Origin of the sequence: Kitasatospora sp. NBC_01287 (assembly GCF_026340565.1) — a bacterium.
GTDB lineage: Bacteria > Actinomycetota > Actinomycetes > Streptomycetales > Streptomycetaceae > Kitasatospora.
On sequence record NZ_JAPEPB010000001.1, the window covers coordinates 1,915,831 to 1,942,252 of the forward strand.

23 protein-coding genes are annotated in these 26,422 nt (G+C 71.5%); 13 read left to right on the forward strand and 10 right to left on the reverse strand.

The genetic code is table 11. The annotated features are described in order from the left end of the window. Window positions 1–81: 81 nt before the first annotated feature. A complete protein-coding gene (locus OG455_RS07935) occupies window positions 82–765 on the reverse strand; it encodes an MBL fold metallo-hydrolase (protein ID WP_266291581.1) in 684 nt (227 codons plus the stop codon). A gap of 165 nt (window positions 766–930) precedes the next feature. On the opposite strand from OG455_RS07935, the gene OG455_RS07940 reads away from it, so the two are divergent. After that, complete coding sequence (locus tag OG455_RS07940) at window positions 931–1,923, forward strand: NAD-dependent epimerase/dehydratase family protein (RefSeq protein ID WP_266291583.1); 993 nt, start codon at window positions 931–933, stop codon at window positions 1,921–1,923. Here the strand turns inward: OG455_RS07940 and OG455_RS07945 are convergent. Beyond that, entirely contained in the window at window positions 1,898–3,325 is a 1,428-nt protein-coding gene (locus tag OG455_RS07945) for an FAD-binding oxidoreductase (RefSeq protein ID WP_266291585.1), read from the reverse strand. The two genes, OG455_RS07940 and OG455_RS07945, sit on opposite strands and share 26 nt — an antisense overlap. Window positions 3,326–3,375: 50 nt before the next feature. Here OG455_RS07945 and OG455_RS07950 point away from each other — a divergent pair, with 50 nt between their 5' ends. Next, window positions 3,376–4,044, forward strand: a complete 669-nt coding sequence (locus OG455_RS07950) for an MSMEG_1061 family FMN-dependent PPOX-type flavoprotein (RefSeq protein ID WP_266291587.1) — start codon at window positions 3,376–3,378, stop codon at window positions 4,042–4,044. Between the two features lie 49 nt (window positions 4,045–4,093). Here the strand turns inward: OG455_RS07950 and OG455_RS07955 are convergent, their stop codons facing one another. Beyond that, window positions 4,094–4,609 carry a DinB family protein gene (locus tag OG455_RS07955; RefSeq protein WP_266291589.1) on the reverse strand — a complete coding sequence of 172 codons (516 nt, stop codon included), beginning with the start codon at window positions 4,607–4,609 and terminating at the stop codon, window positions 4,094–4,096. 973 nt (window positions 4,610–5,582) lie between these two features. Here OG455_RS07955 and OG455_RS07960 point away from each other — a divergent pair. The 7 genes from OG455_RS07960 to OG455_RS07990 all read left to right on the forward strand — a co-directional run bounded on the left by OG455_RS07960 (window position 5,583) and on the right by OG455_RS07990 (window position 16,401). Beyond that, window positions 5,583–10,421: a DUF6531 domain-containing protein gene (locus OG455_RS07960; RefSeq protein WP_266291591.1), complete on the forward strand. Its 4,839-nt coding sequence runs from the start codon at window positions 5,583–5,585 to the stop codon at window positions 10,419–10,421. Continuing rightward, entirely contained in the window at window positions 10,415–10,789 is a 375-nt protein-coding gene (locus OG455_RS07965; RefSeq protein WP_266291593.1) for a hypothetical protein, read from the forward strand. Before OG455_RS07960 ends, OG455_RS07965 begins: the two co-directional genes overlap by 7 nt. Before the next feature lie 237 nt (window positions 10,790–11,026). Further along, a complete protein-coding gene (locus tag OG455_RS07970) occupies window positions 11,027–11,410 on the forward strand; it encodes a hypothetical protein (RefSeq protein WP_266291595.1) in 384 nt (127 codons plus the stop codon). A gap of 232 nt (window positions 11,411–11,642) precedes the next feature. After that, entirely contained in the window at window positions 11,643–12,101 is a 459-nt protein-coding gene (locus tag OG455_RS07975; RefSeq protein WP_266291597.1) for a RidA family protein, read from the forward strand. Between the two features lie 455 nt (window positions 12,102–12,556). Next, window positions 12,557–14,785 carry a hypothetical protein gene (locus tag OG455_RS07980; protein ID WP_266291599.1) on the forward strand — a complete coding sequence of 743 codons (2,229 nt, stop codon included), beginning with the start codon at window positions 12,557–12,559 and terminating at the stop codon, window positions 14,783–14,785. A gap of 133 nt (window positions 14,786–14,918) precedes the next feature. Continuing rightward, on the forward strand, window positions 14,919–15,788 hold the full coding sequence (locus OG455_RS07985) for an NAD(P)-dependent oxidoreductase (protein ID WP_266291601.1): 870 nt from the start codon (window positions 14,919–14,921) through the stop codon (window positions 15,786–15,788). A gap of 112 nt (window positions 15,789–15,900) precedes the next feature. Further along, the gene (locus OG455_RS07990; RefSeq protein WP_266291602.1) at window positions 15,901–16,401 is read left to right on the forward strand and encodes a cupin domain-containing protein; all 501 of its coding nucleotides are present in this window, start codon (window positions 15,901–15,903) and stop codon (window positions 16,399–16,401) included. Between the two features lie 60 nt (window positions 16,402–16,461). On the opposite strand, the gene OG455_RS07995 is transcribed toward OG455_RS07990, so the two are convergent. The 3 genes from OG455_RS07995 to OG455_RS08005 form a co-directional block, all read right to left on the reverse strand. Beyond that, window positions 16,462–17,109: a DUF1707 domain-containing protein gene (locus OG455_RS07995; RefSeq protein WP_266291603.1), complete on the reverse strand. Its 648-nt coding sequence runs from the start codon at window positions 17,107–17,109 to the stop codon at window positions 16,462–16,464. 107 nt (window positions 17,110–17,216) lie between these two features. Continuing rightward, on the reverse strand, window positions 17,217–17,855 hold the full coding sequence (locus OG455_RS08000; protein WP_266291604.1) for a hypothetical protein: 639 nt from the start codon (window positions 17,853–17,855) through the stop codon (window positions 17,217–17,219). Window positions 17,856–18,260: 405 nt separating this feature from the next. After that, window positions 18,261–20,219 (reverse strand): phosphocholine-specific phospholipase C, encoded by a 1,959-nt coding sequence (locus OG455_RS08005; protein WP_266291606.1) that lies wholly within the window; start codon window positions 20,217–20,219, stop codon window positions 18,261–18,263. 247 nt (window positions 20,220–20,466) lie between these two features. Here OG455_RS08005 and OG455_RS08010 point away from each other — a divergent pair, with 247 nt between their 5' ends. Genes OG455_RS08010 through OG455_RS08020 form a run of 3 tightly spaced genes read left to right on the forward strand, consistent with a single transcriptional unit; the run spans window position 20,467 to window position 21,727 of the window. After that, complete coding sequence (locus OG455_RS08010; RefSeq protein ID WP_266291608.1) at window positions 20,467–21,051, forward strand: alpha/beta hydrolase; 585 nt, start codon at window positions 20,467–20,469, stop codon at window positions 21,049–21,051. Between the two features lie 12 nt (window positions 21,052–21,063). Then, window positions 21,064–21,261 (forward strand): hypothetical protein, encoded by a 198-nt coding sequence (locus tag OG455_RS08015; RefSeq protein ID WP_266291610.1) that lies wholly within the window; start codon window positions 21,064–21,066, stop codon window positions 21,259–21,261. Window positions 21,262–21,289: 28 nt separating this feature from the next. Next, a complete protein-coding gene (locus OG455_RS08020; protein ID WP_266291612.1) occupies window positions 21,290–21,727 on the forward strand; it encodes a GNAT family N-acetyltransferase in 438 nt (145 codons plus the stop codon). Here the strand turns inward: OG455_RS08020 and OG455_RS08025 are convergent. Further along, a complete protein-coding gene (locus OG455_RS08025; RefSeq protein ID WP_266291614.1) occupies window positions 21,661–22,251 on the reverse strand; it encodes a hypothetical protein in 591 nt (196 codons plus the stop codon). The two genes, OG455_RS08020 and OG455_RS08025, sit on opposite strands and share 67 nt — an antisense overlap. Window positions 22,252–22,255: 4 nt before the next feature. Here OG455_RS08025 and OG455_RS08030 point away from each other — a divergent pair, with 4 nt between their 5' ends. After that, window positions 22,256–22,420: a hypothetical protein gene (locus tag OG455_RS08030; RefSeq protein WP_266291616.1), complete on the forward strand. Its 165-nt coding sequence runs from the start codon at window positions 22,256–22,258 to the stop codon at window positions 22,418–22,420. 123 nt (window positions 22,421–22,543) lie between these two features. On the opposite strand, the gene OG455_RS08035 is transcribed toward OG455_RS08030, so the two are convergent. From OG455_RS08035 to OG455_RS08045, 3 genes are all read right to left on the reverse strand, one after another. Continuing rightward, the gene (locus OG455_RS08035) at window positions 22,544–23,587 is read right to left on the reverse strand and encodes a S66 peptidase family protein (protein ID WP_266291618.1); all 1,044 of its coding nucleotides are present in this window, start codon (window positions 23,585–23,587) and stop codon (window positions 22,544–22,546) included. Between the two features lie 113 nt (window positions 23,588–23,700). After that, window positions 23,701–24,315, reverse strand: coding sequence for a hypothetical protein (locus OG455_RS08040; RefSeq protein ID WP_266291620.1), 615 nt, complete (start codon window positions 24,313–24,315; stop codon window positions 23,701–23,703). 350 nt (window positions 24,316–24,665) lie between these two features. Further along, entirely contained in the window at window positions 24,666–26,171 is a 1,506-nt protein-coding gene (locus OG455_RS08045; RefSeq protein WP_266291622.1) for an MFS transporter, read from the reverse strand. Window positions 26,172–26,422 lie beyond the last annotated feature (251 nt).

A 26,422-nucleotide genomic window follows, 5' to 3' on the forward strand; every position in this document is an offset into this window, starting at 1 on the left:
ACCTGCCCCCGGTCCGCCGCCCGCACGGGCGGCGGACCGGGGGCCGATGCCGTTCTGACGCCTCGTCAGAATTCCTAACGCTCAACGCTGCTGGTCGAGGAAGGCGCGGAAGAGGTCCACCTCGGCGCCCGTGAGCGGGTCACCGTGGCCGAAGCCGACGGCCCTGACATCGGCGGGGATCCGACTCAGGGCCCCCGCCCGGGCGGCGGGGTCGAAGGAGAACATCGCCGGCCCCAGCCCGAGCTTGCTGCCGCGGAACAGGGCGTCGCCGACCAGCGCGGCGCCGGCGGGCTCGTGCAGCAGGACGATGTGGCCCGGCGTGTGGCCGGGGGTGTGGACGACCCGCAGCCCGCCGGAGCCCTCGACCAGGTCGCCGTCCTCCAGGACCTCGTCGGCCTCGAACGGCGTCCACCGGCCGAGCGGCAGGTTGTCGAGCCCGCGGGCCAGCACGCCGGAGCGGCACCCGGCCGGCACCCGGCCGGCCGGCAGCCAGGCGGCGTCGGCACGGTGGATGAGCACCCTGGCACCGGTGCGCGCCCGCAGCTCGGGGACCGCCTGCACGTGGTCGGGGTGGGCGTGGGTGATGACGATGCCGGTGACGTCGGCGGGCCTGCGGCCCAGCTCCTCGATCGCCTTCAGCAGCGCGCCGACCCCCTTGGCCAGGCCCCCGTCGACCAGGATCAGGCCCGCGTCGCCTTCGACCACGAAGGCGTTGCTGGTCTTGGAGGTGGCGACGTGGGTCACGCCGGGTGCGACGGACAGCATGCGGTTCTCCTTGCGACGATTCCATGAACTAATCATTCATCGATAGAATGGTTCGTACCATAGCAGGTCTTGGCGCCGTGTCGCTCCGCACAGCCGCGGGCGAGGGCGGGGGCGGGGCACCCGCCCGGCGCGCCCGAAAGCGCCGCCCCGACCCCGGGAGTGACCGTGCGTCAGGTCCTGATCATCGGTGTGACCGGGACCGTCGGCCACCCGCCGGCCCGTCAACTCATCGAGCGCGGCGACCGGGTACGGGCGCTGGTGCGCGATCCGGACCGGACCGGACGGGTGCTGCCGGCCGGGGTGCTCGCGGTCGTGGGGGACGTCACCGACGCCGCCTCCGTGCGGGCCGCGGTCGCGGGCTGCGACACCGTCTTCCACACCGCCGGGCTGCCCGAGCAGTGGCTGCGGGACAAGGCGCAGTTCCACCGGGTCAACGTCACCGGCACCGGGCACCTGGTGGACGCGGCGCTCGCCGAGGGGGTGGCCTGCTTCGTGCACACCAGCACCATGGACGTCTTCGAGCGCCCGCAGGACGGCGCCTTCGACGAGTCCGTGCTCGCGCACGCGCCGCTCGGCACCGCCTACGAGCGCTCCAAGCAGGAGGCCGACCGGCTGGTCACCGAGGCGGTCGCGACCCGCGGCCTGCCCGCCCGGATCACCCACCCCGCCGCGGTCTTCGGTCCCGGGCCGACCCGGGCCACCGCCCTCAACCGGATGCTGGTGGACCTGGCCAGGGGCCGGGTGCCGATGCTGCCTCCCGGCGGCATGGCGGTGGTCTTCAACGAGGACCTGGCGCGCGGGCACCTGCTGGCCGCCGAGGCGCCCATCGGCTCGCGCTACCTCTTCGCCGACCGCTACCTGGAACTGCCGGCCCTCGCCGAGTTGGTGCGGTCGGTGCGCCCCGGCGCCCGGGTCCCGCTGACCCTGGCGGCGCCCGCCGCCTGGGTCTTCGCGGCGGTCGGCGAGCTGACCGCGAGGGTCACCGGCAGCGCCCCGCAACTCTCCTTCGGCGAGCTGCACTTCCTGAGCTCCGAGGTGACGCCCGATGCCGCGCTGGCCCGGCGCGAACTGGGCTGGACCGCCACCGAGCCGGCCACCGCCGTCACGGCGACGCTGCAGCACTTCAAGGCGCTCACAGCAGCTTCCCGGGATTCATGATCCCCTGCGGGTCCAGCGCCGCCTTCACCGTGCGCAGCAGCGTGAGTTCCAGCGGCGAGCGGGCCTGCGCCAGCGCCTCCCGCTTGAGCACGCCGATCCCGTGCTCGGCGCTGATGCTGCCGCCGAACTCGCCCACCACCCGGTAGACCACTGCTGAACTTCCTTGCCCAGCGAGCACGTTGAGGTGAACGTTGCCATCGCCCACATGCCCGAAGGCGTTCACCACCGCGCCGGGGCACTCCCGGGCCAGCGCGGCCTGCGCCGCTTGGAGGAACTCGGCGATGGCGCCCAGCGGCACGCTCACGTCGTGCTTCATCGCCCCGCCCGCACGCTTCTCGGCCTCCGGCAACGCCTCGCGCAGCGCCCAGAACGCGCGCGCCTGGGCCCGGTCGAGGGCCGGCACCGCGTCCACCGCCACCCCGCGCTCGATCGCCTCGGCCAGCAGGCCCTCCAACTGCGTGGCCAGCGCCCCGCCGTCCCGGGCCGCGCTCGCCTCCACCAGCACGTACCAAGGGTGCGGCCGGTCGAACGGGTCCCGGTGGCCGGTCAGCCGGTCGAGCACCAGGTCGAGCCCGGTGCGGCCGAACAGCTCCAGCGCGGTGAGCCGCTCCTCCAGCCGTTCGCGGGCCAGCGCCAGCAGCCCGGTGAGCGCGCCGGGGCCGGGCAGCGCGAGCAGGGCGACGGCGTGGTGCCGGGTGGCGGGGAAGAGCCGCAGGGTGGCGGCGGTGACGATGCCCAGGGTGCCCTCGGAGCCGATCAGCAGTTGTTTGAGGTCGTAGCCGGTGTTGTCCTTGCGCAGGGTGCGCAGCCCGTGCCACACCTGACCGTCCGGCAGCACCGCCTCCAGGCCGAGGACCAGGTCACGGGTCATGCCGTAGCGCAGCACGTTGCTGCCGCCGGCGTTGGTGGCGACCACCCCGCCGATCCGGCAGCTGCCCTCGGAGGCGAGCCGCAGCGGGAAGAGCAGCCCCGCTGCGGCGGCGGCCCGCTGGACGTCGGCGACCACGCAGCCGGCCTCGGCGGTGAGCGCGAAGTCGGCCGGCGCCACGCTGCGGATCCGGTTCAACTCGCGCACGCTCAGCACCACCTGGGTCCCGGTGCCGAGCGGCAGCGCGCCGCCGACCAACCCGGTGCCGCCGGCGAACGGGACCACCGGCACCCCGTGGCGGGCGCAGAGCGCGACCGCCGTGGCCACCTCGGCGGTGTCGCGCGGGCGCAGCACCGCGGCCGGGTGCGCGGGCAGCAGTCCGCGCTCGTCGCGCACGAAGGCGGCGGCAGGCTCGTCCGGGGCGAGCACCCGGCCCGGCCCCAACGCCCTGCGCAGTTCGGCGAGCGCCGTGCTCAGCCCGCCGACCTGGGCAGTTGCGGGATCCGTTGCGGGATCTGTCGCGGGATTCGTCACAGGATCAACGGTATCCCCCCGCCACCGGCCCCTCGGCTAGATTGCGCGGTATGACGAGCACATCGCAGTCCACCGACCTCTTCGACGCGCTGAGCGCCGGCGCCGTCCGCGATCCCGCCGAGCTGCGCGCGATCTACGAGGCGCCGAGCCAGGCCGCGATGCACAAGCAGGTGGACCGGATCCACGACGTGGCGCGGCGGCTGATCGGCTGCTCCTCCTTCGTGCTGGTGGCGAGCGCGGACCCGGCGGGGCACTGCGACGTGAGCCCGCGCGGCGGCCCGCCCGGGTTCGTCGCGGTGCTGGACGAGCACACCCTGGCGATCCCGGACGCGACCGGCAACAAGCGGCTGGACTCGCTGCACAACATCGTCGCCACCGGCCGGGCCGGGCTGCTCTTCCTGATCCCGGGGCGCAACGACACGCTGCGGGTGAACGGCCGGGCCTGCGTCTCGACCGATCCGCAGCTGCTCGCCCAGCTGACCGCCGTCGGCAAGCCGCCGCGCAGCGCGATCGTGCTGCGGGTCGAGGAGGTCTACGGGCACTGCCCCAAGTCGCTGCTGCGCGGCCTGATGTGGAAGCCCGAGCAGTGGCTGCCCAAGGACGCCGTCCCGAGCTCGGCCGAGGTGACGCTCGCCCACCTCTCGGTCACCCTGGACGGCCTGACCCTGGAGCAGGTCGAGCAGAACGAGCGCGACGCGCTGCTGCACCGTTACGAGTAGCCCGACTGCCCTCGGCCTGCTGCCGCGCTCGGCACCTACCCCTCGGCACCTACCCCTCGGCGCGGGCCAGCAGCTCGACGGCGTGGGCGCCGTCGATCGACTGGCGGATCACGTCGGCGTGGCCGGCGTGCCGGGCGGTCTCCTCGATCAGGTGCAGCAGCACCCAGCGGGCCGACCACTGGGCCGCCTGCTCGTTCGCGCAGGCAACGCCGAGGTCGGGCAGCTCGGCGATGATCCGCTCGGTCTCCTCCGCCGCCCGCCGGTAGGCCGCCAGCAGCGCCGGGACCGTCTCCCCCGGCGCACGGGTGAGGTCCGCACCGGGGTCGGTCATCGGCCACAACCCCGGCAGCGGGCGCCCGGCCAGCGCGGCCACCACCCAACGCCGCTCGGTGACGGCGCCGTGCTTGAGCAGACCGGCCAACGAGAGCTCGCTGGCACTCGGCACCGACCAGGCCTGCTCCTCCGTCAGACCCAGCACCGCGTGGGCCAGGGCGGCGCGCTGCTGAGCGAGGAAGGCGAGCAGCGCGGTGCGCTCGTCGGCGACCGCCGGGACGAAGCGGGGCATGGGGACCTCCTGGAGAGCTGTTCCTCCTCACCATCGCACGCCCCACCGACACCACGGCCGCAGGTGGCGCCGTACCGCTCTCCAGCCTGCTCCGCCGCTGCCCCATCACGTGCCTGACGGCCGGTCCGGTGGTCCGGCTTCCGTCCACCGCGAGCTCGGCGCCGGCCACACAGCAGCCCGCTTCCGCCACCGACCTGACCCCGGCGGCGTTGAACCTGCCCGAGGTCCCACCACGCTCGGCCGTGACTGGCTCCGGATTTCTCTTGAGTAAACCGGAGACAGCAAATGGCTCGAACGTGCTGCGGGTCATTGGAATCGAGACCGAATCGCTTTCCACCTGCGTAACTTTTGCCCCTTGAGTAACCCTGGACACTTCCGACATGAAGGCTACTGAAACACTCACTGAATCTTCCGGAAGGCATTGATGCGATTCAGCCAATCGTTCGATCTCTTCCTAAATATGTCGCACACTGACGGATTCATCAACTAGACATGGACATGCATGCGCGACAGGGGATCGCGAGGCACCATCTACTCTGTGGGGGATCTGATGTGGCGTGTCCGTAAATCGGTCACGGTGGTAGCTGTTGTACTTTCTATGCTGTTAGGTTTGTTCGGGTCTGCACCGACGTGGGCATCCCCGACTTCTCCGACACCCCAGGCGCGGCCGGCTTCTGCCGCTGCTGTTCGAAAGATCCCTGCGCCGCCCCGTCCCGACACGGCCGCGCAGCGTCAGGCGGAGATCGATGCGCTCCTTCCCAAGGCTGGGTCAGATCCCGGTGTCAGCCTTCCGGGTGGCGGGGTCGTGATCCCGCCACCGGCGGGTGTGGCGGCTGGACAGGCGAAGCTCAGGCCGAATATGCCGGCTGTGGCGGGCGTTTGGCCGCCGACTTCCTGGCGTGACGGTCGGCAATACACTCCGAGCCTCAGCTACCAGACGACGATCTGGTCGGTCACCTGGCCTGACTCGGGTGTGTACGCATATCACTTCACTCTGTACAGCGCTTCCGACAATCAGCAGGTTTATGCCTCCTCCTGCCAGAACACCGTCGCCCCGGACGGCACCGCCGCCCCGTTCTGGGCGGACGTGGTGACGATGCTCAACCCTCCGGCCCGTATCGGCGGTGGGAAGCTTCAAGCCGGGGTGGGCTATTACGGCAAGCTCGCTGCCTCGCACACCAATCCCGGCGCGGCGCGCAACAGCGGCGACTGGAGCTGCGACACCGGTTGGAGCAGCGAGGTCCAGACCGCGACGTTCACGGCGTACAGCAACGGTCAGAGCGTGCCTGCAGCCGAGACCTCAGGCTGCGGCTGCGCCGACTCCTCGGGCCGGGACTCCATCCAGGGACACCGCGGTGACCCGGTCAACACGCTCTCCCTGGCGGAGGACGAGCAGGCGACCGACATCAGCCTGTCCGCGCCGGGTGTTCCGTTCGTGCTGAACCGCACCTACGCCTCGGACCACGCGACGATCCAGAACGGCGTCTTCGGCGCGCAATGGACATTTCCGTACTCCGCCAGGGTCCAGGACTCGTCGAGTTCGGTCCAGGTCACACTGGAGGACGGCTCGGTCGCTGCCTACAACCGCGGCTCCTCAGGGAACCTCACACCAGTGGACGGGGTGCGCTCCACCCTCACCGGGAACTCCGCGTCCGGCTACACGATGACGACTCCCGACAAGCAGATCCTGACGTTCGGCACCTCGGGCCGGCTCCAGACGTGGACGGATCTCAACGGTATCGGGCTGACCGTCAACTACCAGGGCAGCACCGCGACCACTCCGTCCAGCATCACCGACGCGGCCGGACACACCGCGACGCTGGCCTTCGACCCCTCCACCTACCTGCTGACCAAAGTCAGCCTCTCCGACGGCCGGTCCGTCAGCTACGGATACACCTCCCGTCTGCTGACCTCGGTCACTGGGCTCGACGGCGGCACCACCGTCTACGGATACGACACGGGCGGGCTGCTCAACAGCATCACCGACCCGGCCGGGCACCAGGTCATGAGCACGACCTACACCAACGGCCTGGTCTCCTCACAGACCGATGCCAACGGCCGAACCCTCAAGTTCAGCGGTACCGCCAACAGCAACAGCTTGTCGAACTACTCCAGCTACACCGACGCCAACGGCGGCATCTGGAGCGACATCTACTCAGGCGGCGAGCTGTACCGCTCGATCGACCCGCTCGGCAACCAGACCAACTACGCCTACGACAGCAACCTGCACCTGTCGCAGGTCCTCGACGCCCAAGGGCACTTCACCCAACTGCTCTACGATCCCGCCGGTCACATGACGAGCCGGATCCTTCCTGACGGTTCGACGGAGAGCTGGACCTACAACAGTGCGGGCGACCAGACCTCGCACACCACGCCCAGCGGGGCCAAGACGACCTCGGCCTACGACACCGCGAACCGCCTGATCAGCCAGATCGACCCGGCCGGCGGCACGACCTTCTACACCTACACCACCAATGGCCAGCTGGCCTCGCAGACCTCCCCGGCGCACCGCACCACCCGCTACAGCTACGACGGCGCGGGGAACCTCACCTCGGTGACCGACGCCGCCGGCAACAGGACCAGCTACACGTACGACGCCGACGGGGACCGCCAGAGTGTCACCGACCCGCGCGGCAACGTCGCGGGCGCCGACCCCACGAAGTACACCACCACCTACACCTTCGATGCCGCCGGCCGACTGCTCACCAGCACCGACCCGACCGGTGGCAAGGCCCTCTACAGCTACGACGGCGCGGGCAACCGCATCTCCGTCACCGACCCGCTCGGCAACCGCGCGACGAGCACCTACGACAACGCGCACCGCCTGCTGACCAGCACCGACCCGGCTGGCAACAGGAGTAGCTACACCTACGACGCCAACGGCAACCAGCTCACCGCCACCGACCCCACCGGCGCGACGACCAGTTCCACCTACGACGCCGACAACAACCGTCTCACCCTGACCACCGCACGCGGCAACGCCGCTGGCGCCACCGCCGCTGCCTACACCACGTCCTACACCTACGACTCGCTCGGCAACCTCACCAGCACCACCGATCCGAGCGGTGCCGTCACCAAGACGACCTACGACGCGTTCAGCCGGCCCGTCACCGCCGTCGACGCGCTGGGCAACACCACCACCAGTGCCTACGACGCCGACGGCAACCTCCTCTCCACCACCGACCCCACCGGCGCCGCCACCACCAACACCTACGACCCACACGGCCTGCTCGCGTCCAGTACCGACCCCCTGGGCCACACGTCCTCCTACACCTACGACGCGGACGGCAACCGCGTCTCGGCCACCACTGCCGCCGGCAGTACCACCACCTGGACCTACGGACCCGGTGGCCAGGTCAGCAGCACTGTCGACCCGCGCGGCAACGCGACCGGCGCGACAGCCTCGAACTACACCACCAACTACGGCTACGACCCGGCCGGGAACCAGACGACCGTCACCGACCCACTGGGCAACACCACCACCACGGTCGTCGACGCGCTCGACCGCACGACCTCGGTCACCGACCCGCTGGGCAACGCGACCGGCGACGCCTACGACGCCGACGGAAACCTCGTCAAGGTCACCGCGCCCACCGGCGCCGCGACCACCTACAGCTTCGACGCGGACGGCAACATCCTCACCCGCACCGATGCCAACAGCCACACCACCTCCTATGCCTACGACGCCGACGGCCGGCCGGCCAGCGTCGCCGACCCTCTCGGGCACAGGACCAGCTACTCCTACGACCTGGACGGCAACCGGACCACCGCCGTGGACGCCCGCGGCATCATCGCGACAACCGGTTACGATGCGCGCAGCCTGCCCACCGGCACCACCTATTCCGACAGCACCTCCGCGGTGGCCTACACCTACGACGCCGGCGGCCGCCTGCTGACGGGGTGCTCCGCACCCGCCACCTCCACCGGCTGCCTCAACGGCTCCGCCCTGGCCTACACCTACGACGCGGTCGGCAACCGCCTGACGCAGACCAGCGGTGCGGCGACCACCAACTACACCTACGACGCCGCGGACGAACTGACCCAGGCCGCCACCGGCAGCACCACCACGAGCTACGCCTACGATGCCGACGGCGACGCCACCAGCGCCAAGACCCCCGCCGCCTCCGCAACCATCACCGCCGGAAACGGCCTCGCCTCCGGCGCCTCCATCAGCTCCTCCAGCGCCCGGCTGACCATGCAGAGCGACGGCAACCTCGTCCTCTCCTCCATCGCCTCCGGCCAGGTCCTGTGGTCCTCCCAGACCGGCGGACACCCGGGCGCCACGGCCACGATGCAGACCGACGGCAACTTCGTCGTCTACGACACCGCCAAGAACGCGTTGTGGAACAGCAAGACCTGGCCCGGAAACGGCGCGGTCGCGGTGGTCCAGGCCGACTCGACGTTCAACGTCTACGACCGCTACATCGGCCTGCAGTGGACCAGCAACACCCCCGACCCGATCGCCGCCGCGGGAGGCGTCAGCTACACCTACGACGGTGCCGGAAACCAGGCGAGCGAGACACTCGGCGCCACCACCTACAGCTACACCTACGACGCCTCGGGCAACCGCACCACGGCCAAGGCCAACGGCACCGTCACCGGCGCGATCCAGTGGGACCCCAACGCCCCACTCCCGCAGATCGCCACCGAGACCGACGCCACCGGCGCCGTGAAGGCCGACTACACCTACAACCCGACCAACCAGGTGGAGTCGGAACAGACCGCCACCGGCACCTTCTACGCCCACCACGACTGGCTCGGATCCGTCACCGACCTCACCGACGCCACCGGCACCCAGCAGGTCCGCTACGGCTACGACACCTACGGCGCCCGCAGCACCAGCGCTATCGGCGCCAACGCCCCGCCATCAGCACCAATGGGGTACACCGGCCAGTACACCGACCCGACCGACAACCAACTCGACCTACGCGCCCGCCGCTACGACACCACCACCGGCCGCCTCACCACCCGCGACCCGATCCAGCTCCGCCCCACCATCCCCTACAGCGGCGACTACACCTACACCAACGACGCCCCCACCTACCTGACCGACCCCAGCGGCCAGTGCGGCCTCGGCGCCAAGCTGTACGACGCCTGGCACGCCATCATCGCGTCACTGGGCCAGAGCCACTGCAAGGCGGAGGACGACGCAGCCGCACAGAAGACCCCCCTGGCCGCAGCCGCCGGAGCACACCTCGAACAGGGCACCGAAGACCTCCTCGAAGCCCCAGCTCAAGCCGTCCAGGGCTACATCGACACATCAACCTTCGGACTGACACCGTCCCTCGTCCCGGGCGCACAACCCTGCCCGAACGCACTCGCGTACCAGGCCGGCTCGCTGGCAGCCATCCTGACGCCGTGGGGAGAGGAGGGCGCCGGGGCCCTCAGCGTCGAGGAGCTCCGGGCCAGGTACAAGGAACGGGGCGCTGAAACAAAGGTCGATCCGCGGGCGACCCCGAAGGACCCGATCCACCTGGCGCTCGGACTCGACAACATCGGAGGAACTTGGGCTCTTGACAAGTTCGCGCTCGAAAGGGGAGCGGTAACCTTCAAGGATGGCTCGGTCTTTGGCGACATAGTCCCCCGAGGAACCGCCACTGAGAGCGGTCTGAACGCGATGATCGATCGCACTGTTGCCAGCGGAGGTAAAATCAGCTTCAATCTCGAAGGAATGCTAGATCTCAAGGGCGTCCTCGCCGGAACTGACTACGGCAATGGTTGGACTTCACTGGAGCTGAGGAAGGTCTGCGGCAGCCCTGAAGTGCGCGCGGTGACCACGTTCTTCAACTTCGACGGGGCCCCTCCATGCTGAATCCCGAAGGCCATTCCATGCACCTGGAAATCTTCCCCGCGACCGAACCGTCCGACCGCTGCATGGTCCTGATGAACCATCCACACGGTGACGGCCAAGCCCTCGTAGAGCTGCTCGCCCGAGAAGAGCGGCCAGGCGGATTCGAATGGCTCCAGGTCTCGATGACGCTCTGGTACAGGCAGGTACTTGCCGCCGAACCCTATACGGAATCGATCCAGCCGGGATCCGTCACGACCTGGGTGCCCATCGATGCGGTCACCTTCCTCGACTCGTGCGACTACTCCCAAGTCAAGCAGCTGAGGGCCGGAGAAGGGCGCCCTCCAGGAGCACCGCGGTACCCGATGCCGTGGGACGAACCAGCGCCATAGCAGGTGGTGGCCGGGTGACAGAACCCAACGGTCTCCCCGCCACCTCCCCGCCAGCGATGTAGTCACACGGCCGCAGAGGCTGGACAGGCTGAGCTGGGTTCCTGCTGCACCATGGCACGAGCGCGAGACCCGGCAGCACGATGGCTTCGCGCGGCTGGGCTGACAGAAGAACTACCGGTCGGCCGACGACCTCGGTCACAGTCGAGTGACCGAGGTCGTGAGGAACAGGGAGGCCAGGTGGATGAATCACTGGATGCAGCATGGGAGTTCATGCTCATATCCGCAGCCGCTACGGACGAAGGATACGGTCGCCCCGGGAGCCTCGGCCTGACCGTTCTGGTGGAAAAGGCGAGATCAACCCGGATCACGGAATTCTACCCGTTCACCAGCCTCGGAAGGCTGTGCTTCAGCACAGGCCCCCGCTGGTGGGAGGGACAGGGCGAACCGGTGCCCGTCTTCGTGACACTCGACCATGAAGGCGTGTATCGCGTATGGACAGGGGGTCCCTACGTCCACACGATCGATGAAGTCGTCGAGCAGCTCGTCACGCGGAGCGCGGATCAAGTGATCGCCGAGGTCGAACGGCTCCTGGGGGCTCTGGACCAACCCCGATCCTCATAGCTCCCCGGCGAAGCAGGCCAGACCGCCGGCGCCGTGGGTGATGAGGACGGTCCTGCCGGTGAGTGCTCGAGGCGGTCGTGATCGACGGCGAGGGGCGGCTCGCAGTCGATCACCCGCATACAGTGGGCGCTCTGGGCGGGCTGATCATCTTCCTCCACGGAACCTACGGTTCCGGCAGGTCGAACCGGAGCCGGCGCGGCCTGGACCTGACACAACGAGAACGGGGCCACTGATGAGCAGCACCACGAACGACCGCACGAACGACCCCAGGAGCAGCACCACCCACGTGATCGCCCCGGTCGGCCTGGCTCCCGGGTTCGGCTACAGCCAGGTCGCCTGGGGTACCGGCCGGACGATCGCCGTCTCCGGGCAGATCTCCCTGGACGAGCGGGGCGAGCTGGTCGGCCCCGGCGACCCGGCCGCGCAGGCCCGGCAGGTCTTCGAGAACATCCGTCGCTGCCTGGCCGAGGCGGGCGCGGGCTTCGACGACGTGATCAAGCTGACCATCTTCGTCACCGACGTCGCCCACCTGCCGGCCATCCGCGAGGCGCGGGACGCGGTGATCGACACCACCCGTCCGCCGGCCAGCTCGGCGGTCGCGGTGGCCGCGCTCTTCCGCCCCGAGTTCCTGCTGGAGATCGAGGCGCTCGCGGTGGTGGCCGAGCCGGCCGGAACGCGGCCGCAGGGGTGAGTTTGCGCCAATAACCACTCCGGGCCGCCGGACGCCACTCGGCGTCCGGCGGCCCGGCGGCTTTTTGACCCGCACATGCCCTTGGCCTAGGCGGATCCGCACCCGCCCCGGCGACCTCGCGCAGCCGCCCGCGCCACCTGACACAGTGCGGCCGGGGCGGAATCGGACAGGTGGATCGCACCGGGAGCGAAGTGACCCACTGGTCGCGTCACCTGACCCTGCGTTAGCGTTTCGTCCGGTCGTCACCGCGGCAAGATCCGCGGCCGGGCAGCGCCCGGTCGCGACGCCGCTGCGACCTTGGGGGGTTCGTGGGACCGCGGGGGGAGCCGCGGCCCGGCAGAGCGCACCCGACGGGGGATCCACCGGAACATCCGCGCACGGGCTCCTCCGTGTCCGCGGCGCTTCTGTCCGAGGCATCCCGCGGGCGCGGGGTGCCCCTCGACGTGGAGGAACCAATGGGCTTCAGCAAACGATGGGCCGCCGCGCTGGCCACCGGCTCACTCCTGGCACTGGGCGCACCCGTCGCCGCGCACGCGGACGGCGCCGCTCCTGCCTACCGCACCGACCTGCGGGTCCTGGTGATCGACGACCAGGGACCCTCGGTGGCCTCGATCAACGCCGAACTGACCAGCGAGGGCATCCCGTTCACCGATGTCGTCGCCTCCGACCACAACCGGCCCACCATCGACGCGGCCTTCCTCACCGCGACGCTGCCGGACGGCTCCACCGAGGCCAAGTACCAGGCCGTGGTGCTGCCCAGCGTCGGCGCGCTGGGCACCGGCACCGCCGAGGCGAACGCGCTGCTCTCCTACGAGCAGACCTACCACGTGCGCCAGGTGGACGCGAACACCTACCCGCAGCCGGCGGCCGGCCTCAACTGGCCGCAGAACCCCGGCTACATCGGCGCGCTGGACGGGTTCACCGCCAACACCACGGCGGCCGGCGCGGCCGGCGCCTTCGACTACCTCAAGGGCCCCGTCCCGTTCGAGGACAACAACCCGAACGTGACCGAGGCCTACGGCTTCCTCTCCACCGCGCTGGCCGCCCCGGCCGCCGGGGCGAGCTTCACCCCGCTGGTCGACGTGCCGATCCCGGGCAGCACCGCGCGCGGCAGCCTGGTCGGCGACTACCAGCACGACGGCGTCGACGAGTTGGTCATCACCTTCGCCTACAACCAGTACCAGCAGCAGTGGCGGCTGCTGGCCCGCGGCGTGGTCGACTGGATGACCCAGGGGGTGCACCTGGGCTTCGACCGCGACTACCTCTCGGTCCAGGTGCAGAACGTGCTCGGCACCGACAACCGGTGGAGCACGACGCTCAAGTGCACCGCCGGCGACGCCGGTTGCAACGTGGCCGCGGGCAGCGCCGACAGCGTGCCGATCCGGCTGGGCGCGGCCGACCTGGACGCCGCCAAGGCGTGGGAGGCGGCCAACGGCATCACCCTGGACCTGGCGGTCGACGGTGCGGGCAGCGACGCCGCGGCCGCCGCCCCGGGCGCGGCGGGCACCGACCCGACCGAGGCGGACCTGGCCGCGAACGCCGCCTCGTTCCGCCTGGTCAACGGCACCTACGGCAGCCCGTACCTCGGCTGCGTGCGCAACACCACCGTGGTGCCGTGGGCCTGCGCCACCGACGGCACCGGCGCCGTGCAGTGGGCCGGCCAGGCGGCGATCACCTCGGCCGTCCAGTCCAACCTGACCTGGGCCCAGGCCAAGGGCCTGCCGCTCAACCCCGCCGAGCTGGTCACGGCCGGCAACTCGGGCCTGGCGGTGCTGCCGCAGCAGAGCGCCGACAACCCGGCGCTGGCCCCCGCGCTCACCGCGCTCGGGGTGACCGCGCTGGCCGCCAACGGCGCGGCGGAGAGCGGCTCGCGCCAGGTCGGCTCGGCCACCACCGTGCCGGGGCACCCGGCCGACGTCTTCCACAACGCCGCGACCGCGGCCGAGGAGGCGGACGAGTACAACTGGCTCTACACCTCGACCGCCCAGGGCGGCAGCGGCGCCTGCACCGCGGCCGGGGCGACCTGCCTGGCGGCGCCGCTGGACACCACCACCGGGTTCCAGAGCACCGTCGTACCCACCGAGGCGAAGATCGCGCTGGCCCGGGTGCTCGGCAACGACCCCACGCCCGAGGTGTTCTACCAGGGAAACTTCGCCGAGGACCGGATCGCCTACCCGGTGCTGAACCAGGTCCTGAGCAGCTACCAGGGCCTGCTCAACAGCAACACCCCGCTGGTCGACCCGCGCCTGGCGGACATCGCGACCCAGGAGCAGAACCAGACCGCCTGGAACGCCGCACTCGCCGCCGGCACAGTGACGGCCTACCAGAGCAACGGTCTGGTGACCATCACCGCGCCCGCCGGGGTGCAGGTACCGGTGACGGCGCCGACCGGCACCGTGCAGGTGCAGCAGACCGGCACCGCGAGCACCGCGGTCGGCTCCGCCTACGCCGGTGAGCTCTCCGGCTGGCTCGCCCCGGGCACCGGGCAGAGCGCGGTGACCGTACAGCTGCCGGCCGCCCCGGCGCAGCCGGCGGTCAGCACCACTGCTCGGACGGCGAAGGCGGCGGGGACGGCGGCGGCACGGACGGCGGTGGTGGCCGGCCCGGAGGCACCCGCCGGCGTGCGGACCCCGGTGCCGTTCGGGCCGGGTGACACCACCCGGCTCCGGGCCGCGCGCGGCTGAGGCCGCGTCAGGCCATTGCCCCTACCGCCCCGCCGGAAGATCCGGCGGGGCGGTAGGGCGTGCGCCGGCCGCAACCCCGGGCCGATGGTTACGATACGACGGACCGTCAGCACCGAACATGAGGAGAACGCCCATGAACGTCGGTTTCATCGGACTGGGCGCCATGGGACGCGAGATGGCAGCCCAGTTGCTCAAGGCGGGCCACCGGGTCCGGGTCTGGAACCGCTCCCCCGAACCGGTGGCGGCGCTGGTCGAGCTGGGCGCCGAGGCGGCGGCCACACCGGCCGCGGCGCTGTCGGGCGAGGTGCTGATCTCGATGCTCGCCGACGACGCGGCAGTGGCGGACCTGCTGCTCGACGAGGTGCTGCTCGCCTCCGCCGCCGTCGCGGTGCACGTCAACATGGCCACGGTCTCACCGGAGTTGGCCCGCCGCGCCGCCGAGCTGCACCAGCGGCACGGCATCGGCTACGTCGCCGCTCCGGTGCTGGGCCGCACCGACGTGGCGGCGGCCGGCAACCTCAACATCCTGGCGGCGGGAGAGGCGGCGCTGCTCGACCGGGTGGCGCCACTCTTCGAGGCGATCGGCCGCCACACCTACCGGCTCGGTGAGCGACCGGAGTTGGCCAACGTGGCGAAGATCAGCGCCAACTTCCTGCTGGTCTCCGCGGTGGAGGCGCTCGCCGAGGCCACCGCACTCGCCGAGGCCAACGGCCTGGCCGCCGCCGACCTGCTGGAGGTGCTCACCGGCACCGTCTTCCCCGGCCCGGTCTACGCCGGCTACGGCTCGATGATCGCCGAGCGGCGCTACGACCCCGCCTTCCGCCTCGCCCTGGGCCTCAAGGACGTCAACCTCGCCCTGGACGCGGGTACCGCCGCCCATGTCCCGCTGCCGATCGCGAGCGTGCTGCGGGACGCCCTGCTGGACGGAATCGCCCACGGTGAAGGCGAGTTGGACCTGGCGGCCCTGGGCGAGACGGCCCGGCGCCGGGCGGGGTCGGCATAACTGGCTGAGCCGGCATGCCGAGTGGCGGCCCGTGTCACATCGCGCGGCGCCGCGCCGTCCACTGGGAGAGGGCGCCCCACCACCGGGCCCCCGCGACCGAGGAGTCAGACCGATGACCCTGATCGACCCGACGAGCGCCGCCCCGGTACTGGTCCGCGCGGACGAGGCGGAGCTGCTGGGCGCGCCTCCCGCCACCATCCAGCTGCTGGCCGACGGCAGCGACACCAGCGGCGCCCTGAGCGCCGTCCGCACCAGGATGGGCAAGGGCACCGCCGGCCCCGGCCCGCACCTCCACCACCGCGCACCCGAGATCTTCTTCGTCATCGAGGGCGCGCTCGACGTGCTGCTGGGCGAGGAGATCGTCACCGCCCGCGACGGTGACTTCCTCCTGGTGCCCCCGCAGACCGTGCACGCCTTCCGCACCCCGGCCGACCACGGCGTGGACCTGCTCTTCCTCATGCCGGGCACCGACCGCTTCGAGTACTTCCGCCTGGTCGAGCGGATCAGGCAGGGCCAGGCGAGCCCGCAGGAGATCCTCGACACCCAGGAGCGGTTCGACAACCACTTCGTGCCGAGCACCCTCTGGGAGTCGGGCGCGGACGGCGGCGCGTGAGGCGGAGCGGCCGCCGGGCCGACTGACTGTGCGGGTGGCGGGGCCGGCGCGTGCCTCGGCTCAGCCGCGCGGCAGCGGGCGCGGGTGGCGGCGCAGCCAGGCCAGGGGGCCGCGACGGCGGCGGCGCGGCGGGCGGGCCACCACCGAGCCGCTGCGGACCGTGCCCGACAGCTCGACGCGCAGCATCGTGGGCTCCGGCGGGGCGTCCGGCGACGATGGCCCGCGCACGACCCTGACGGATCCGCTGGCCACGGTCACGTCGTCGGCGTCCACCTCGACACCGGGCCGGGTGACGATCACCAGGCTGCCGCTGCGTAGCTTGAGCGCGATCCGCAGGGTCGGGTGGGTGATCACCGCTTCGCTCAGGTCCAGCAGCACGTGGCCGCTGCGCACCGACACCTCCAGTGCGCGCGGCACCACCCAGCGGCCCTCGCGGCGGACGGTCGAGCTGCCCACCTCGATGTGTGCGAGGTCCTTGGCCGGCCGCAGCGTCGGCCCGCTCACCACCGGCAGGTCGGCGACCAGCTCGGCCAGCTCACTGCCGGTGCGCGCCGTCAGCGCCAGCTCCAGCCGCTCGTCCAACTCCTCCAGGGTCAGGCGGCCTTCACCGGCCGCGAGGCGCAGTTGCTCGGCGACCCGGTCGCGGTCCTCGTGCGAGGCCCTCACCTCTGGTGCCTGTCGCCGCTGCGGCGACGTCTCTCCACTCATGGCCCGTACCTTATGGGTACGCCGGGTGGCCGCGACCGCCCGGCGTACCACGGGTGCCGTGAGCCGTAGGTGCTGTCAGCCGTAGGTGCCGTCAGCCGTAGGTGCCGTCAGCCGCCGGCGCAGCCGTCCGTGGCGCAGCTGTGCCACGGACCCCAGGCGCCGCGCGGCGTGAGCTGGGAGATCTCGGCGTAGTACCCCGAGGAGGCGTCCCACAGGTGGGCGACGGCGGTGAGGGTGCCGTCCGGCGCCTCGGTGACGCTGGTCGGGGTGCCGACCGACTCCGGCTCCGGGCCGGCCCCGAGGTCGGTCCAGGCGCCCCAGGTGCCGTGCCGGTCCTGCTCGCTGACGTACAACTCCGGTACCGCGCCGACCTGGTAGACCTCGAAGGCGGCGAGCGAGCCGTCGTGCTCGCGGAAGAGCACGGGGTAGCCGAAGAACCTCGGCACGGCGGCGCTGCCGGGCCCGAAGGCCTCCGGGGCGGACCACGGACCGCCGGGACTCAGCTGGTGGATCCGCACCAGCACCGAGGACTCGGGCTCGACGGTGAAGACCTCCAGCCGCCCGTCGGCGTCAACGGCCGCCGACAGCACGGGGTTCTGGAAGTTCACACCGACGGAGCCGATCTGCTGCCACTCGCCGTACGCGCCGCCCGGCGTGCGCCGGGTGCGGTACCAGAGGGTCTCGTCCGGGCCGCCCGTGCCCGAGAAGATCCCGAACTGGGTGACCAGGCCACTCGGCCGGGTCACCGAGACCGACTCGACCTCGGTCCCCGGAGATGTCGCCGGAGAAGTCGCCGGAGAAGTCGCCGGGCCCGAAGCCGCACCCGAGCCCGGCCCCGCACCCACTACCGAGATCGACAGCGGCCCCGACACCGACAGCGGCGCGGTCGCCTGCGCGGCCGGCGCGAGCAGCCCGCTCGCGCCGATGACGGCAGCGCAGGCCAACGCAACGGCCGCCGCCCTCCGTTCGCCCATTCCACGCATATCTGGTGGCCCCTCTCGCTCGACTGACGCTCCGGCAGGCCGAGCGCCGGACCACATGCCATCCTGCCCGCCGGCCAGGGCCCGGGGCGGGCAGAACGGAGCACCCGGCGGGTATTTGGCTCAAACACACGCCCGAGGCCGCCGGCGGGCGGCCCGGACGTCACCGCCTCAGGGCTGCAGCCGCCCCGCGAAGCGCCGCTCGAAGCCGTCGCCGGTGTCCGCCGTCACCGTGTAGTCGTACCGCCCGGCGGCGGTCGGCGCGAGCACCCGGTCAACGCTCGTGCCGGGCGCGACCGTCACCGTGGCGGGCGTCGAACCGCTCGCTCCGGTGGCCGTGTTGGCGCCGACGGTGAAGACCACCGGCTTCCCGCTGCCGCTCGCGTTGCTCAGGGTGATCCGCACCCCGTCCGGCGCCTCCACCGAGGCGACCTCCGGGTGGCCCTTGGCCGTGTTGGTCCAGGTCCGCACGTCGCCCTTGTAGCCGCGCAGGAAGCCGTCCGGGCCGTGCGCGTCGATGTCGTAGGGACCGCCGCTGACGCCCAGCGCGCTGAAGAAGTCGCTGACCGTGCCACCGACCGGCAACGTGTAGCGCCAGGCGCCGAACTGACGGAAGTTCACCGTGTACATCGAGATGCCCGCGCCCAGGGTGCCCAGGTTGTCCAGGGTGATCCAGAGCTGCCCGGTGCCGGTGTCGGTGCGCGAGGAGGAGCCGAAGCGGTAGCCGGTCGGCAGCGCGGGCCGGTCGCCGGACTCGACCTGGGGCTGCTGCTGGACGATCGGCGGGAAGAGCGGCGGCAGCAGCAGCTTGTCCTGCTGGGCCAGGTCGGCCAGCAACTGCTTGGTGTCCGGCAGGGCCGGGAAGCTGCGGTCGCTGGTGGTGAAGTCGAAGGCGGACAGCAGGTCGCCGCAGACGGTGCGGCGCCAGGCGGAGATGTTGGGCTCCCGCACCCCGGTCCAGTTCTCCAGGAAGCGCAGGACCGAAGTGTGGTCGAAGACCTCGGAGTTGACCCGGCCACCACGGCTCCACGGCGAGATCACGATCATCGGCACGCGCGGGCCCAGGCCGATCGGCAGGCCGCCGACGAACTCGTCCGGCGTCCCGTCGGGCGCCACCGGCGGCACGACATGGTCGAAGAAGCCGTCGTTCTCGTCGTAGTTGAGGAAGACGACGGTCTTCGCCCACACCTCCGGGTTGGCGGCCAGCGCGTCCAGCACCACCGAGGCGGTGAAGTCGGCTCCCTGGGCGGGCGGGTAGTTGGGGTGCTCGGACTGCGCGGTGGGGGCGACCACCCAGCTGACCGCGGGCAGCCTGCCCGCCGCCACGTCGTTCGCGAAGTCGTCCGCGCCGGCCTTGGCCATGCCGCGCTGGTAGAGCGGGGAGTCCGGGGTCGCGGTCTGGAAGGACTTGAACCAGGCCAACGCGTTGTCGTCGAAGTTGTCCTGCTGCTGGTAGACCTTCCAGGAGATGCCGGCCGCCTGCAGCCGCTCCGGGTACGTGGTCCAGGTGAAGCCGGACTTGGTGTTGTCGGTCGCAGGGCCGCCGCCGGTGGCGTTCGGGTCGATCATGCCCGACCAGAGGTAGAGCCGGTTCGGGTCGGTGGAGGTCAGGGCGGAGCAGAAGTACTGGTCGCAGAGGGTGAAGTTGTCCGCGAGCGCGTACTGGAACGGGATGTCCTGGCGACGGTAGTAGCCCATGGTGTACCAGGTCTTGGCGGGCACCCAGTTGTTCCACTGACCGTTCGCCCAGGCGCTGTGGGTGCCGCCCCAGGAGTGGTCGAGGTCGAAGATCCGCTGGGCGTCGCTGGTCGAGGTGTCCAGGTGCCAGGGCAGCAGGTCGGTGCCGCCCACGGTGCCCAGCAGCTTCTGGCGCAGCACGTCCGAGCCGCCGGGGAAGCGCACCCGGGAGGTGTCACCGTAGCCGCGCACGCCGTTCAGGGTGCCGAAGTAGTGGTCGAAGGAGCGGTTCTCCTGCATCAGCACCACGACGTGCTCGACGTCGTCCAGAGTGCCGGGCGTCGCGGGGGCGGCCAGGGCCCGCTGGAGCGAACCGGGCAGCGCGCCGAGACCGAGCGCGGCACCGGAGGCGGCGGCCGAGCCGAGCAGGGTGCGGCGGGAGAGCGGGGACACGGGTCCTCCTGGAGGGTACGGGCGATGTTCGACTGTCCGTCACATGTGGTTCCGCTACTTGCGAGTAGGGATGATTCCAGCGAAGGGTGAACGAGGGAAGACCCGGGGACAGCCATTGAGGTGTCTGTACATGTCTGCCCCTCGATCCGGCCTCCCGGCCGGGTGCCCGCCCGGCTGCCGCCCGACTGCCGTCCGGATGCCGGGCGGCGGCCACCCGGCGCCCCACCAGGCGGTTACCCTCCCCCGCATGACCACTGACGACCTCCCGACCGTCCTGGTGCTGCCCGGCTACCAGAACTCCGGCCCCGAGCACTGGCAGTCCCACTGGGAGCGCGGCGACCCGCGCCTGGTCCGGGTCGAACAGGCCGACTGGGACCGGCCGCTGCTGACCGACTGGGCCGCCGCGCTGGACCGGGCGGTCCGGGAGCAGTCAGCGGAGCGGTCGCGGGAGCACTCACGGGAACGGTCAGGACCCGTGGTGCTCGCCGCGCACAGCCTGGGCTGCGTGACGGTCGCGCACTGGGCGGCGCGGGCTGGCGCCGCCGCCCGGGCGCTGGTGCGCGGGGCTCTGCTGGTCGCGCCGGCCGACATCGACACGGTGGAGATCGAGGAACTGGTCAACTTCCGGCCGATCCCGCTGCTGCCACTACCCTTCCCCAGTACCGTGGTGGCCAGCTCGGACGACCCGTACTGCACGCTCGACCGCGCCCGGCTCCTCGCGCGCGGCTGGGGTTCCCGGCTGGTCGAGGCCGGCCCGCGCGGCCACCTCAACGCAGCCTCCGGGCTGGGAGATTGGCCCGAAGGGCGGGCGCTGCTGGCCGATCTGTCCTAGGCCGGTGGTTGGTTGACGATCGGTCTCCCGGGGGAACCCCTGTCGCTGCACGGCAGCGCCGCCCACCTCACCGCGAGCGGCCCGCCATCGCCGCACAACGGCCGCCCGGACACCGCCCACCTCCACTGGCCGGAGCACCCCGCGCCGCGCGCCGCCGAGTTGCGGCCGGCACCGGACCTGAACAGCGTGGTGGGGACCCTGCGCGGCTGACGTCGGGCCGGGCTGTTTGGATCAGTCCATGAACCACTCCCACACCGCTCCCGAGGGCTACCAGATCTCCACCGACCCGGCGCGACTGGACGCGGCCCTGGTCCACCGCTGGCTCTCCGAGGACGCCTACTGGGCCCTGGGCGTCTCCCGCGAGCAGCAGGACCGCGCCATCGCCAACTCGCTCAACTTCGGCCTCTACCGCACGTCCACCGGCGCCCAGCTCGGCTACGCCCGGGTGGTCACCGACCTGGCCACCTTCGCCTGGCTCTGCGACGTCTACATCGCCCCCGAAGCCCGCGGCCTGGGCCTGGGCACCGCCCTCGCCGCCGCCACCCGCGACCACCTCACCCCGTACGGCCTGCGCCGCGTCATGCTCGCCACGGCCGACGCCCACGAGGTCTACGCCAAGGTCGGCTTCGAGCCGCTGGCGAAGCCGGAGAAGTGGATGCTCCTGGGCGGCCAGTGACCCGCGCGATGCGCCTCCGCTACCCGCGCCCGCGCAGTTCGGCCGCAGCTGTGGCGAGCCGCTGGGCGGCCCGGGGCAGGTCGGGCCTGGTCGCCGGTGGCGGCGAAGGCGAGGCGCAGGTGGGGGCCGGCGGGCTCGGCGGGGAAGAAGCGGGAGCCGGGGTCGGTGGCGACGCCGTGGCGGCGGGCGGCGTCGGCGAGGGCGTCCTCGGTGAGGTCGGGCGGCAGCCGCAGCCAGAGGTGCAGGCCGGCGGCCGGCAGGGCGCCCAGGGTCCAGTCGGGCAGTCGCCGGCCACGGCGGCGGCCACGGCGACGGCCACGGCAGCGGCCACGGCAGCGGCCACGGCGGCAGCCAGCGTGGCGCTCGCGCAGGGCGGCGGCCACCACCTGGCGGCGGCGCCCGGCGGCGAGCACCGCGCCGGTCGGGTTGTGGCAACTGGGCTGGCCGTAGAGCAGTCGGGCACCGGTCATCGCGAAGGCGTCGGCCAGCAGGTCGGGGCGCAGGCCGTCCTGGTCGATCGGCACCCAAGTGACCTCGCCCGCAGCACCGTTGACCGCGATCGACGCCTTCCACGCCCACGCCACCGACGAGCAGGTCGGACTGCTGCGCTTCCTGCAACTGGGCCCGGATCTTGGCCTGGCCCTGCTGGTCTCGCCGGTCAGCCGGCTGCGCGAACTGCCTGCGCCGCGCTGACCGGCCCGACCGGCGCAGACCGGCGCTGGGCCGCCGGGCCTACCGACGGCCCAGCAACCCAGTGGCCCCGGCCGCTGAGCGGTCCAGCAGCCAGGCGGCCAGGCGGCTCCGGAGCCCGGTCGCTCAGTACCAGACGGTGATCCGCCGCTGCGGCCCGTCGACCCGGATCCGGCCGCCGCAGGGCAGGATCAGCTGGGGGTCGGTGTGACCGAAGTCGACGTCGAAGACCGCCATCGCCTCGGGCGCGTACTCGCTCAGCGCCCGCAGCACCGCCGCCCGCTGGGCCTCGCGGTACTCGGCCTTCGCGGCCCCCTCCAGCGGCTTGCCGAAGCTCCAGGCCTTGGCCCGGGCCATCAGCAGCGCCGGGACCTGGGCCAGCACGCCGCGCTCGCCCAGGTTGCGCAGGATCCGGTAGACCTCGTCGCCGCCCGGCATCTCCTCCGAGGTCTCCAGGAAGAGCACCTGGCCGGCGTACTCGGCAGCAGGGCGGATCTCCCGGTCGGCCATCGCCATCCAGGCGAGGATCTCCAGGTTGCCACCCCAGCCCAGGCCGTCGACCACCCGGTCCGCGTTGTGCCAGTACCAGCCCTCGGCCGGCTCCATCTCCGGCTCGGTCCCCAGGAGTTCGGGCTGGCCCCAGTCCACCTCCTGATCGCACACCTCGGCGCTCGCGCGGAGCTCGTACGGGCCGGAGCCGAGGAGCGCGGCGCGCAGCGAGTCCACGCTCGCCGGGTGCGTCGAACCGCTGCGGCCCAGGTGCACCATCACGGAACCGCCGTGGTACGCCACGATGCCGAGGTTGCGCAGGAAGAGCAGCAGGTTGGTGTTGTCGCTGTAGCCGAAGAACGGCTTGGGGTTGGCCCGGATCAACTCCCGGTCCAGGTGCGGCAGGACGGTGATCTGATCCTCGCCGCCGATGGTGGCCAGCACCGCCTTGATGTTCGGGTCGGCGAAGGCCGCGTTCAGGTCGGCCGCGCGCTCCTGCGGGGTGGCGCCGAGCTTGCGGGTGGTCGGGTACTCCACCGGCTCCAGTCCGAACTCCTCACGCAGCCGCCGGATCCCGAGCTCATGGACGTGCGGGAAGACCGCCGGCCCGGCGAAGGACGGCGAGAGGACGGCAACGCGGTCACCCGGACGCGGCTTGGCGGGGTATATGGGATCTGCCATGGCGGTGATGATACGAACCCGAACAGCTCCCCGGCCAGCGCCTTTCCGCTCGGGCCGGTCGCTCCGGTCAGACCGGCCGCCCCGGGTCGACCCGGCCGCTCCGGCCGCTCCGGTCAGATCAGTCGCTCCAGCTCCTCGGCCCGGCGCAGGTCCTTGGGGCGGCCGACGGCCCGGCGCATGGCGATCAGGTCGGCGCGGGTGAGGTAGCGCAGCGCCGTACCGTCCAGCCCCGGGACGGTGAGCGCGCGCTCGGCGAAGCCCGCCACGTCCAGGCTCCCCCAGGGCAGCGCCGGGGTGCAGCAGTCGCCGCTCGCGCTCGGGGTCGCGAAGTCGAGCTTGGGGAGCCGGAACGCGGCGGGGGCGCAGGGCAGCTCGGCGCCGTCGTCGTCGGTGAGGCGAGCGCCGAACGCGCCGAAGGCGGCGGCCATCGCGGCGGCCCGCTCGGGCGCGCCGTCCCAGAGCAGATCGAGGTCGCCGGTCAGCTCCTGGGAGCCGTGCAGGATGCCCGCGACCTGACCGATCACCACCACCCGGGCACCCTGGCGGTCGAGTTCGGCGAGCAGCGGCAGCGGGTCGAAGCCGATCGCGCTGTCGGTGGCGACGGTGCCCTGGTGATCGTCGGCGTCATCATGGGTCAGCCCGGTGGCGACCCGGCCCCGCACCAGCTCGGCGGTGCGGGTGACGGCGAGCCGCAAGCGGTCCACGGGGGACGGGGGGCTGACGGCCATCCTGCTGCTCCTCTGCGACGGTTCATCGGGCGGTGGGAGTCGACCACTGCGGTTGCCGAGTTGTCCACCGATTTCCGCGGAAGGCGCTTGCGGCGCTAACAGATAACAGATTTCAGATTCTGTCATCTGTTATCTGTTATCCGGGAGCTGGCATCGGCCATCCGTCAGCTGACAACTGACGTCCGGCGTCGGACATCCGGCATCCGACGTTCGGCATCCGGCATCCGGCATCCACAAGGGCGGGACGCACCAGCGCCTCCGCCACGCCCGCCACCCGCAGCACCGAAAACACCTGTGGCGCCACCCCTCCACCGGGAGGGACAGCGCCACAGGTCACACGGGCAGGTGCCTCAGTGTGCCATCACCGGCACGTCGGCGATCTCGCCGTCACCGGAGGCAGCGACCATGTTGCTCTTGCCGCCGCCGTTCAGCAGCACCGAGGCGATGACGGCCGCGGCCAGCAGGATCCCGAAGGACCACCAGATCGCGGTGGCGAATCCGTGCACCGCGGCCTGGGCCTCGATCAGCCCCTGCAGCTGCTTGGGCGCCGCCGGGTTGAAGTGCGTCTTCATGAACGCGGCGGTCGCGCTGGTCGCCACGGTGCTCAGCGCCGCGGTGCCGATCGCGCCACCGACCTGCTGCGAGGTGTTCACCATCGCGGAGGCGACACCGGCGTCCTGCGGGCGAACCCGGAAGGTGGCCAGGCTCATCGCCGGCATGAACGCGGTACCCATGCCGAGACCCATCAGGATCAGGCCGGGCAGGATCAGCCAGTACGAGGAGTCGACCTTGATCTGGGTCAGGATCAGCATGCCCGCCGAGGCGACCAGGAAGCCCGGGCCCATCAGGAAGCGGGCGGGAACCCGGTTCATCAGGCGGGCGCCGATCTGGGTGGAGCCGGTGATCATGCCGGCCACCATCGGCAGGAACGCCACACCGGTCATGACCGGCGAGTAGGACAGGATGTTCTGCATGTAGTAGGTCAGAAAGAGGAAGAGACCGAACATGCCGATCACGGCCAGGCCGAGCGACAGGTAGGCACCACCGCGGTTGCGGTCCGTCACCACGCGCAGCGGCAGCAGCGGAGCGCTGACCTTGCTCTCGACCAGGGCGAAGCTGGCCAGCAGCACGGCGGCGGCGATGAACAGACCGATGGTCATGCCCGCGCCCCAGCCGTCCTCGGAGGCCTTGGTGAAGCCGTAGACCAGGGAGACCAGACCGCTGGAGACCAGCAGCACGCCGGGGATGTCGAGCTTGTTGCGGTTGCGGGTGCCCTCGGGCTCACGGACCACCAGCACCGCGCCGGCCACCGCGATGACCGCGAACGGCACGTTGATGAGGAAGGTCCAGCGCCAGTTCAGGTACTCGGTCAGCACGCCGCCGAGGATCAGGCCGATGGCGCCACCGCCACCGGCGATCGCACCGTAGATGCCGAACGCCTTGGCCCGCTCCTTCGCCTCGGTGAACATCACCGTCAGCAGCGAGAGCGCGGCCGGTGCGAGGAGCGCGCCGAAGAGGCCCTGCAGCGCGCGGGCGCCGATCAGCATCCCGGTGCTCTGCGCCGCGCCGCCCAGCGCGGAGGCGGCTGCGAAGCCGATCAGACCGGTCATGAAGGTGCGCCGACGCCCCCAGAGGTCCGATATCCGGCCGCCGAAGAGCAGCAGGCCGCCGAAGGCCAGCGCATAGGCGGTGATCACCCACTGGCGGTTGGTGTCGGAGAAGCCGAGGGTGCGCTGGGCCGAGGGCAGCGCGATGTTCACGATGGTGGCGTCCAGCACCACCATGAGCTGGGCCAGGCCGATGAAGCCCAGTGCCTTCCAGCGGTTGGGGTCGGCCTGCGGGACGGTTTGTGACATGGGTGTACTCACCTAACGGCAGGAGTTGCTTACGGTCGGACGCGGCGGTGCCGCAACCCAGGAGACTCGGGGGCCGGACGGTCCCGGCCCACTGGTCAGCGATCGGCGAGGAGCGAACAGCGACGGATCGAGCGAGGTCCGCAGGTCGGACGGACCTGGCGGGCGAACAGTCGAGCAGAACCAGCGGAACGATCGATACGAAAGGAACGAACAGAACGATCGGTACGAACAGAACCAACAGGACGAACGGA

Bases quoted from the DNA above. Each gene is read 5' to 3' on its own strand.
- OG455_RS07935 (WP_266291581.1), bottom strand. From the start codon at position 765: ATGCTGTCCGTCGCACCCGGCGTGACCCACGTCGCCACCTCCAAGACC.
- OG455_RS07950 (WP_266291587.1), top strand. From the start codon at position 3,376: ATGACGAGCACATCGCAGTCCACCGACCTCTTCGACGCGCTGAGCGCC.
- OG455_RS07955 (WP_266291589.1), bottom strand. From the start codon at position 4,609: ATGCCCCGCTTCGTCCCGGCGGTCGCCGACGAGCGCACCGCGCTGCTC.
- OG455_RS07965 (WP_266291593.1), top strand. From the start codon at position 10,415: ATGCTGAATCCCGAAGGCCATTCCATGCACCTGGAAATCTTCCCCGCG.
- OG455_RS07975 (WP_266291597.1), top strand. From the start codon at position 11,643: ATGAGCAGCACCACGAACGACCGCACGAACGACCCCAGGAGCAGCACC.
- OG455_RS07980 (WP_266291599.1), top strand. From the start codon at position 12,557: ATGGGCTTCAGCAAACGATGGGCCGCCGCGCTGGCCACCGGCTCACTC.
- OG455_RS07985 (WP_266291601.1), top strand. From the start codon at position 14,919: ATGAACGTCGGTTTCATCGGACTGGGCGCCATGGGACGCGAGATGGCA.
- OG455_RS07990 (WP_266291602.1), top strand. From the start codon at position 15,901: ATGACCCTGATCGACCCGACGAGCGCCGCCCCGGTACTGGTCCGCGCG.
- OG455_RS07995 (WP_266291603.1), bottom strand. From the start codon at position 17,109: ATGAGTGGAGAGACGTCGCCGCAGCGGCGACAGGCACCAGAGGTGAGG.
- OG455_RS08010 (WP_266291608.1), top strand. From the start codon at position 20,467: ATGACCACTGACGACCTCCCGACCGTCCTGGTGCTGCCCGGCTACCAG.
- OG455_RS08020 (WP_266291612.1), top strand. From the start codon at position 21,290: ATGAACCACTCCCACACCGCTCCCGAGGGCTACCAGATCTCCACCGAC.
- OG455_RS08035 (WP_266291618.1), bottom strand. From the start codon at position 23,587: ATGGCAGATCCCATATACCCCGCCAAGCCGCGTCCGGGTGACCGCGTT.
- OG455_RS08040 (WP_266291620.1), bottom strand. From the start codon at position 24,315: ATGGCCGTCAGCCCCCCGTCCCCCGTGGACCGCTTGCGGCTCGCCGTC.
- OG455_RS08045 (WP_266291622.1), bottom strand. From the start codon at position 26,171: ATGTCACAAACCGTCCCGCAGGCCGACCCCAACCGCTGGAAGGCACTG.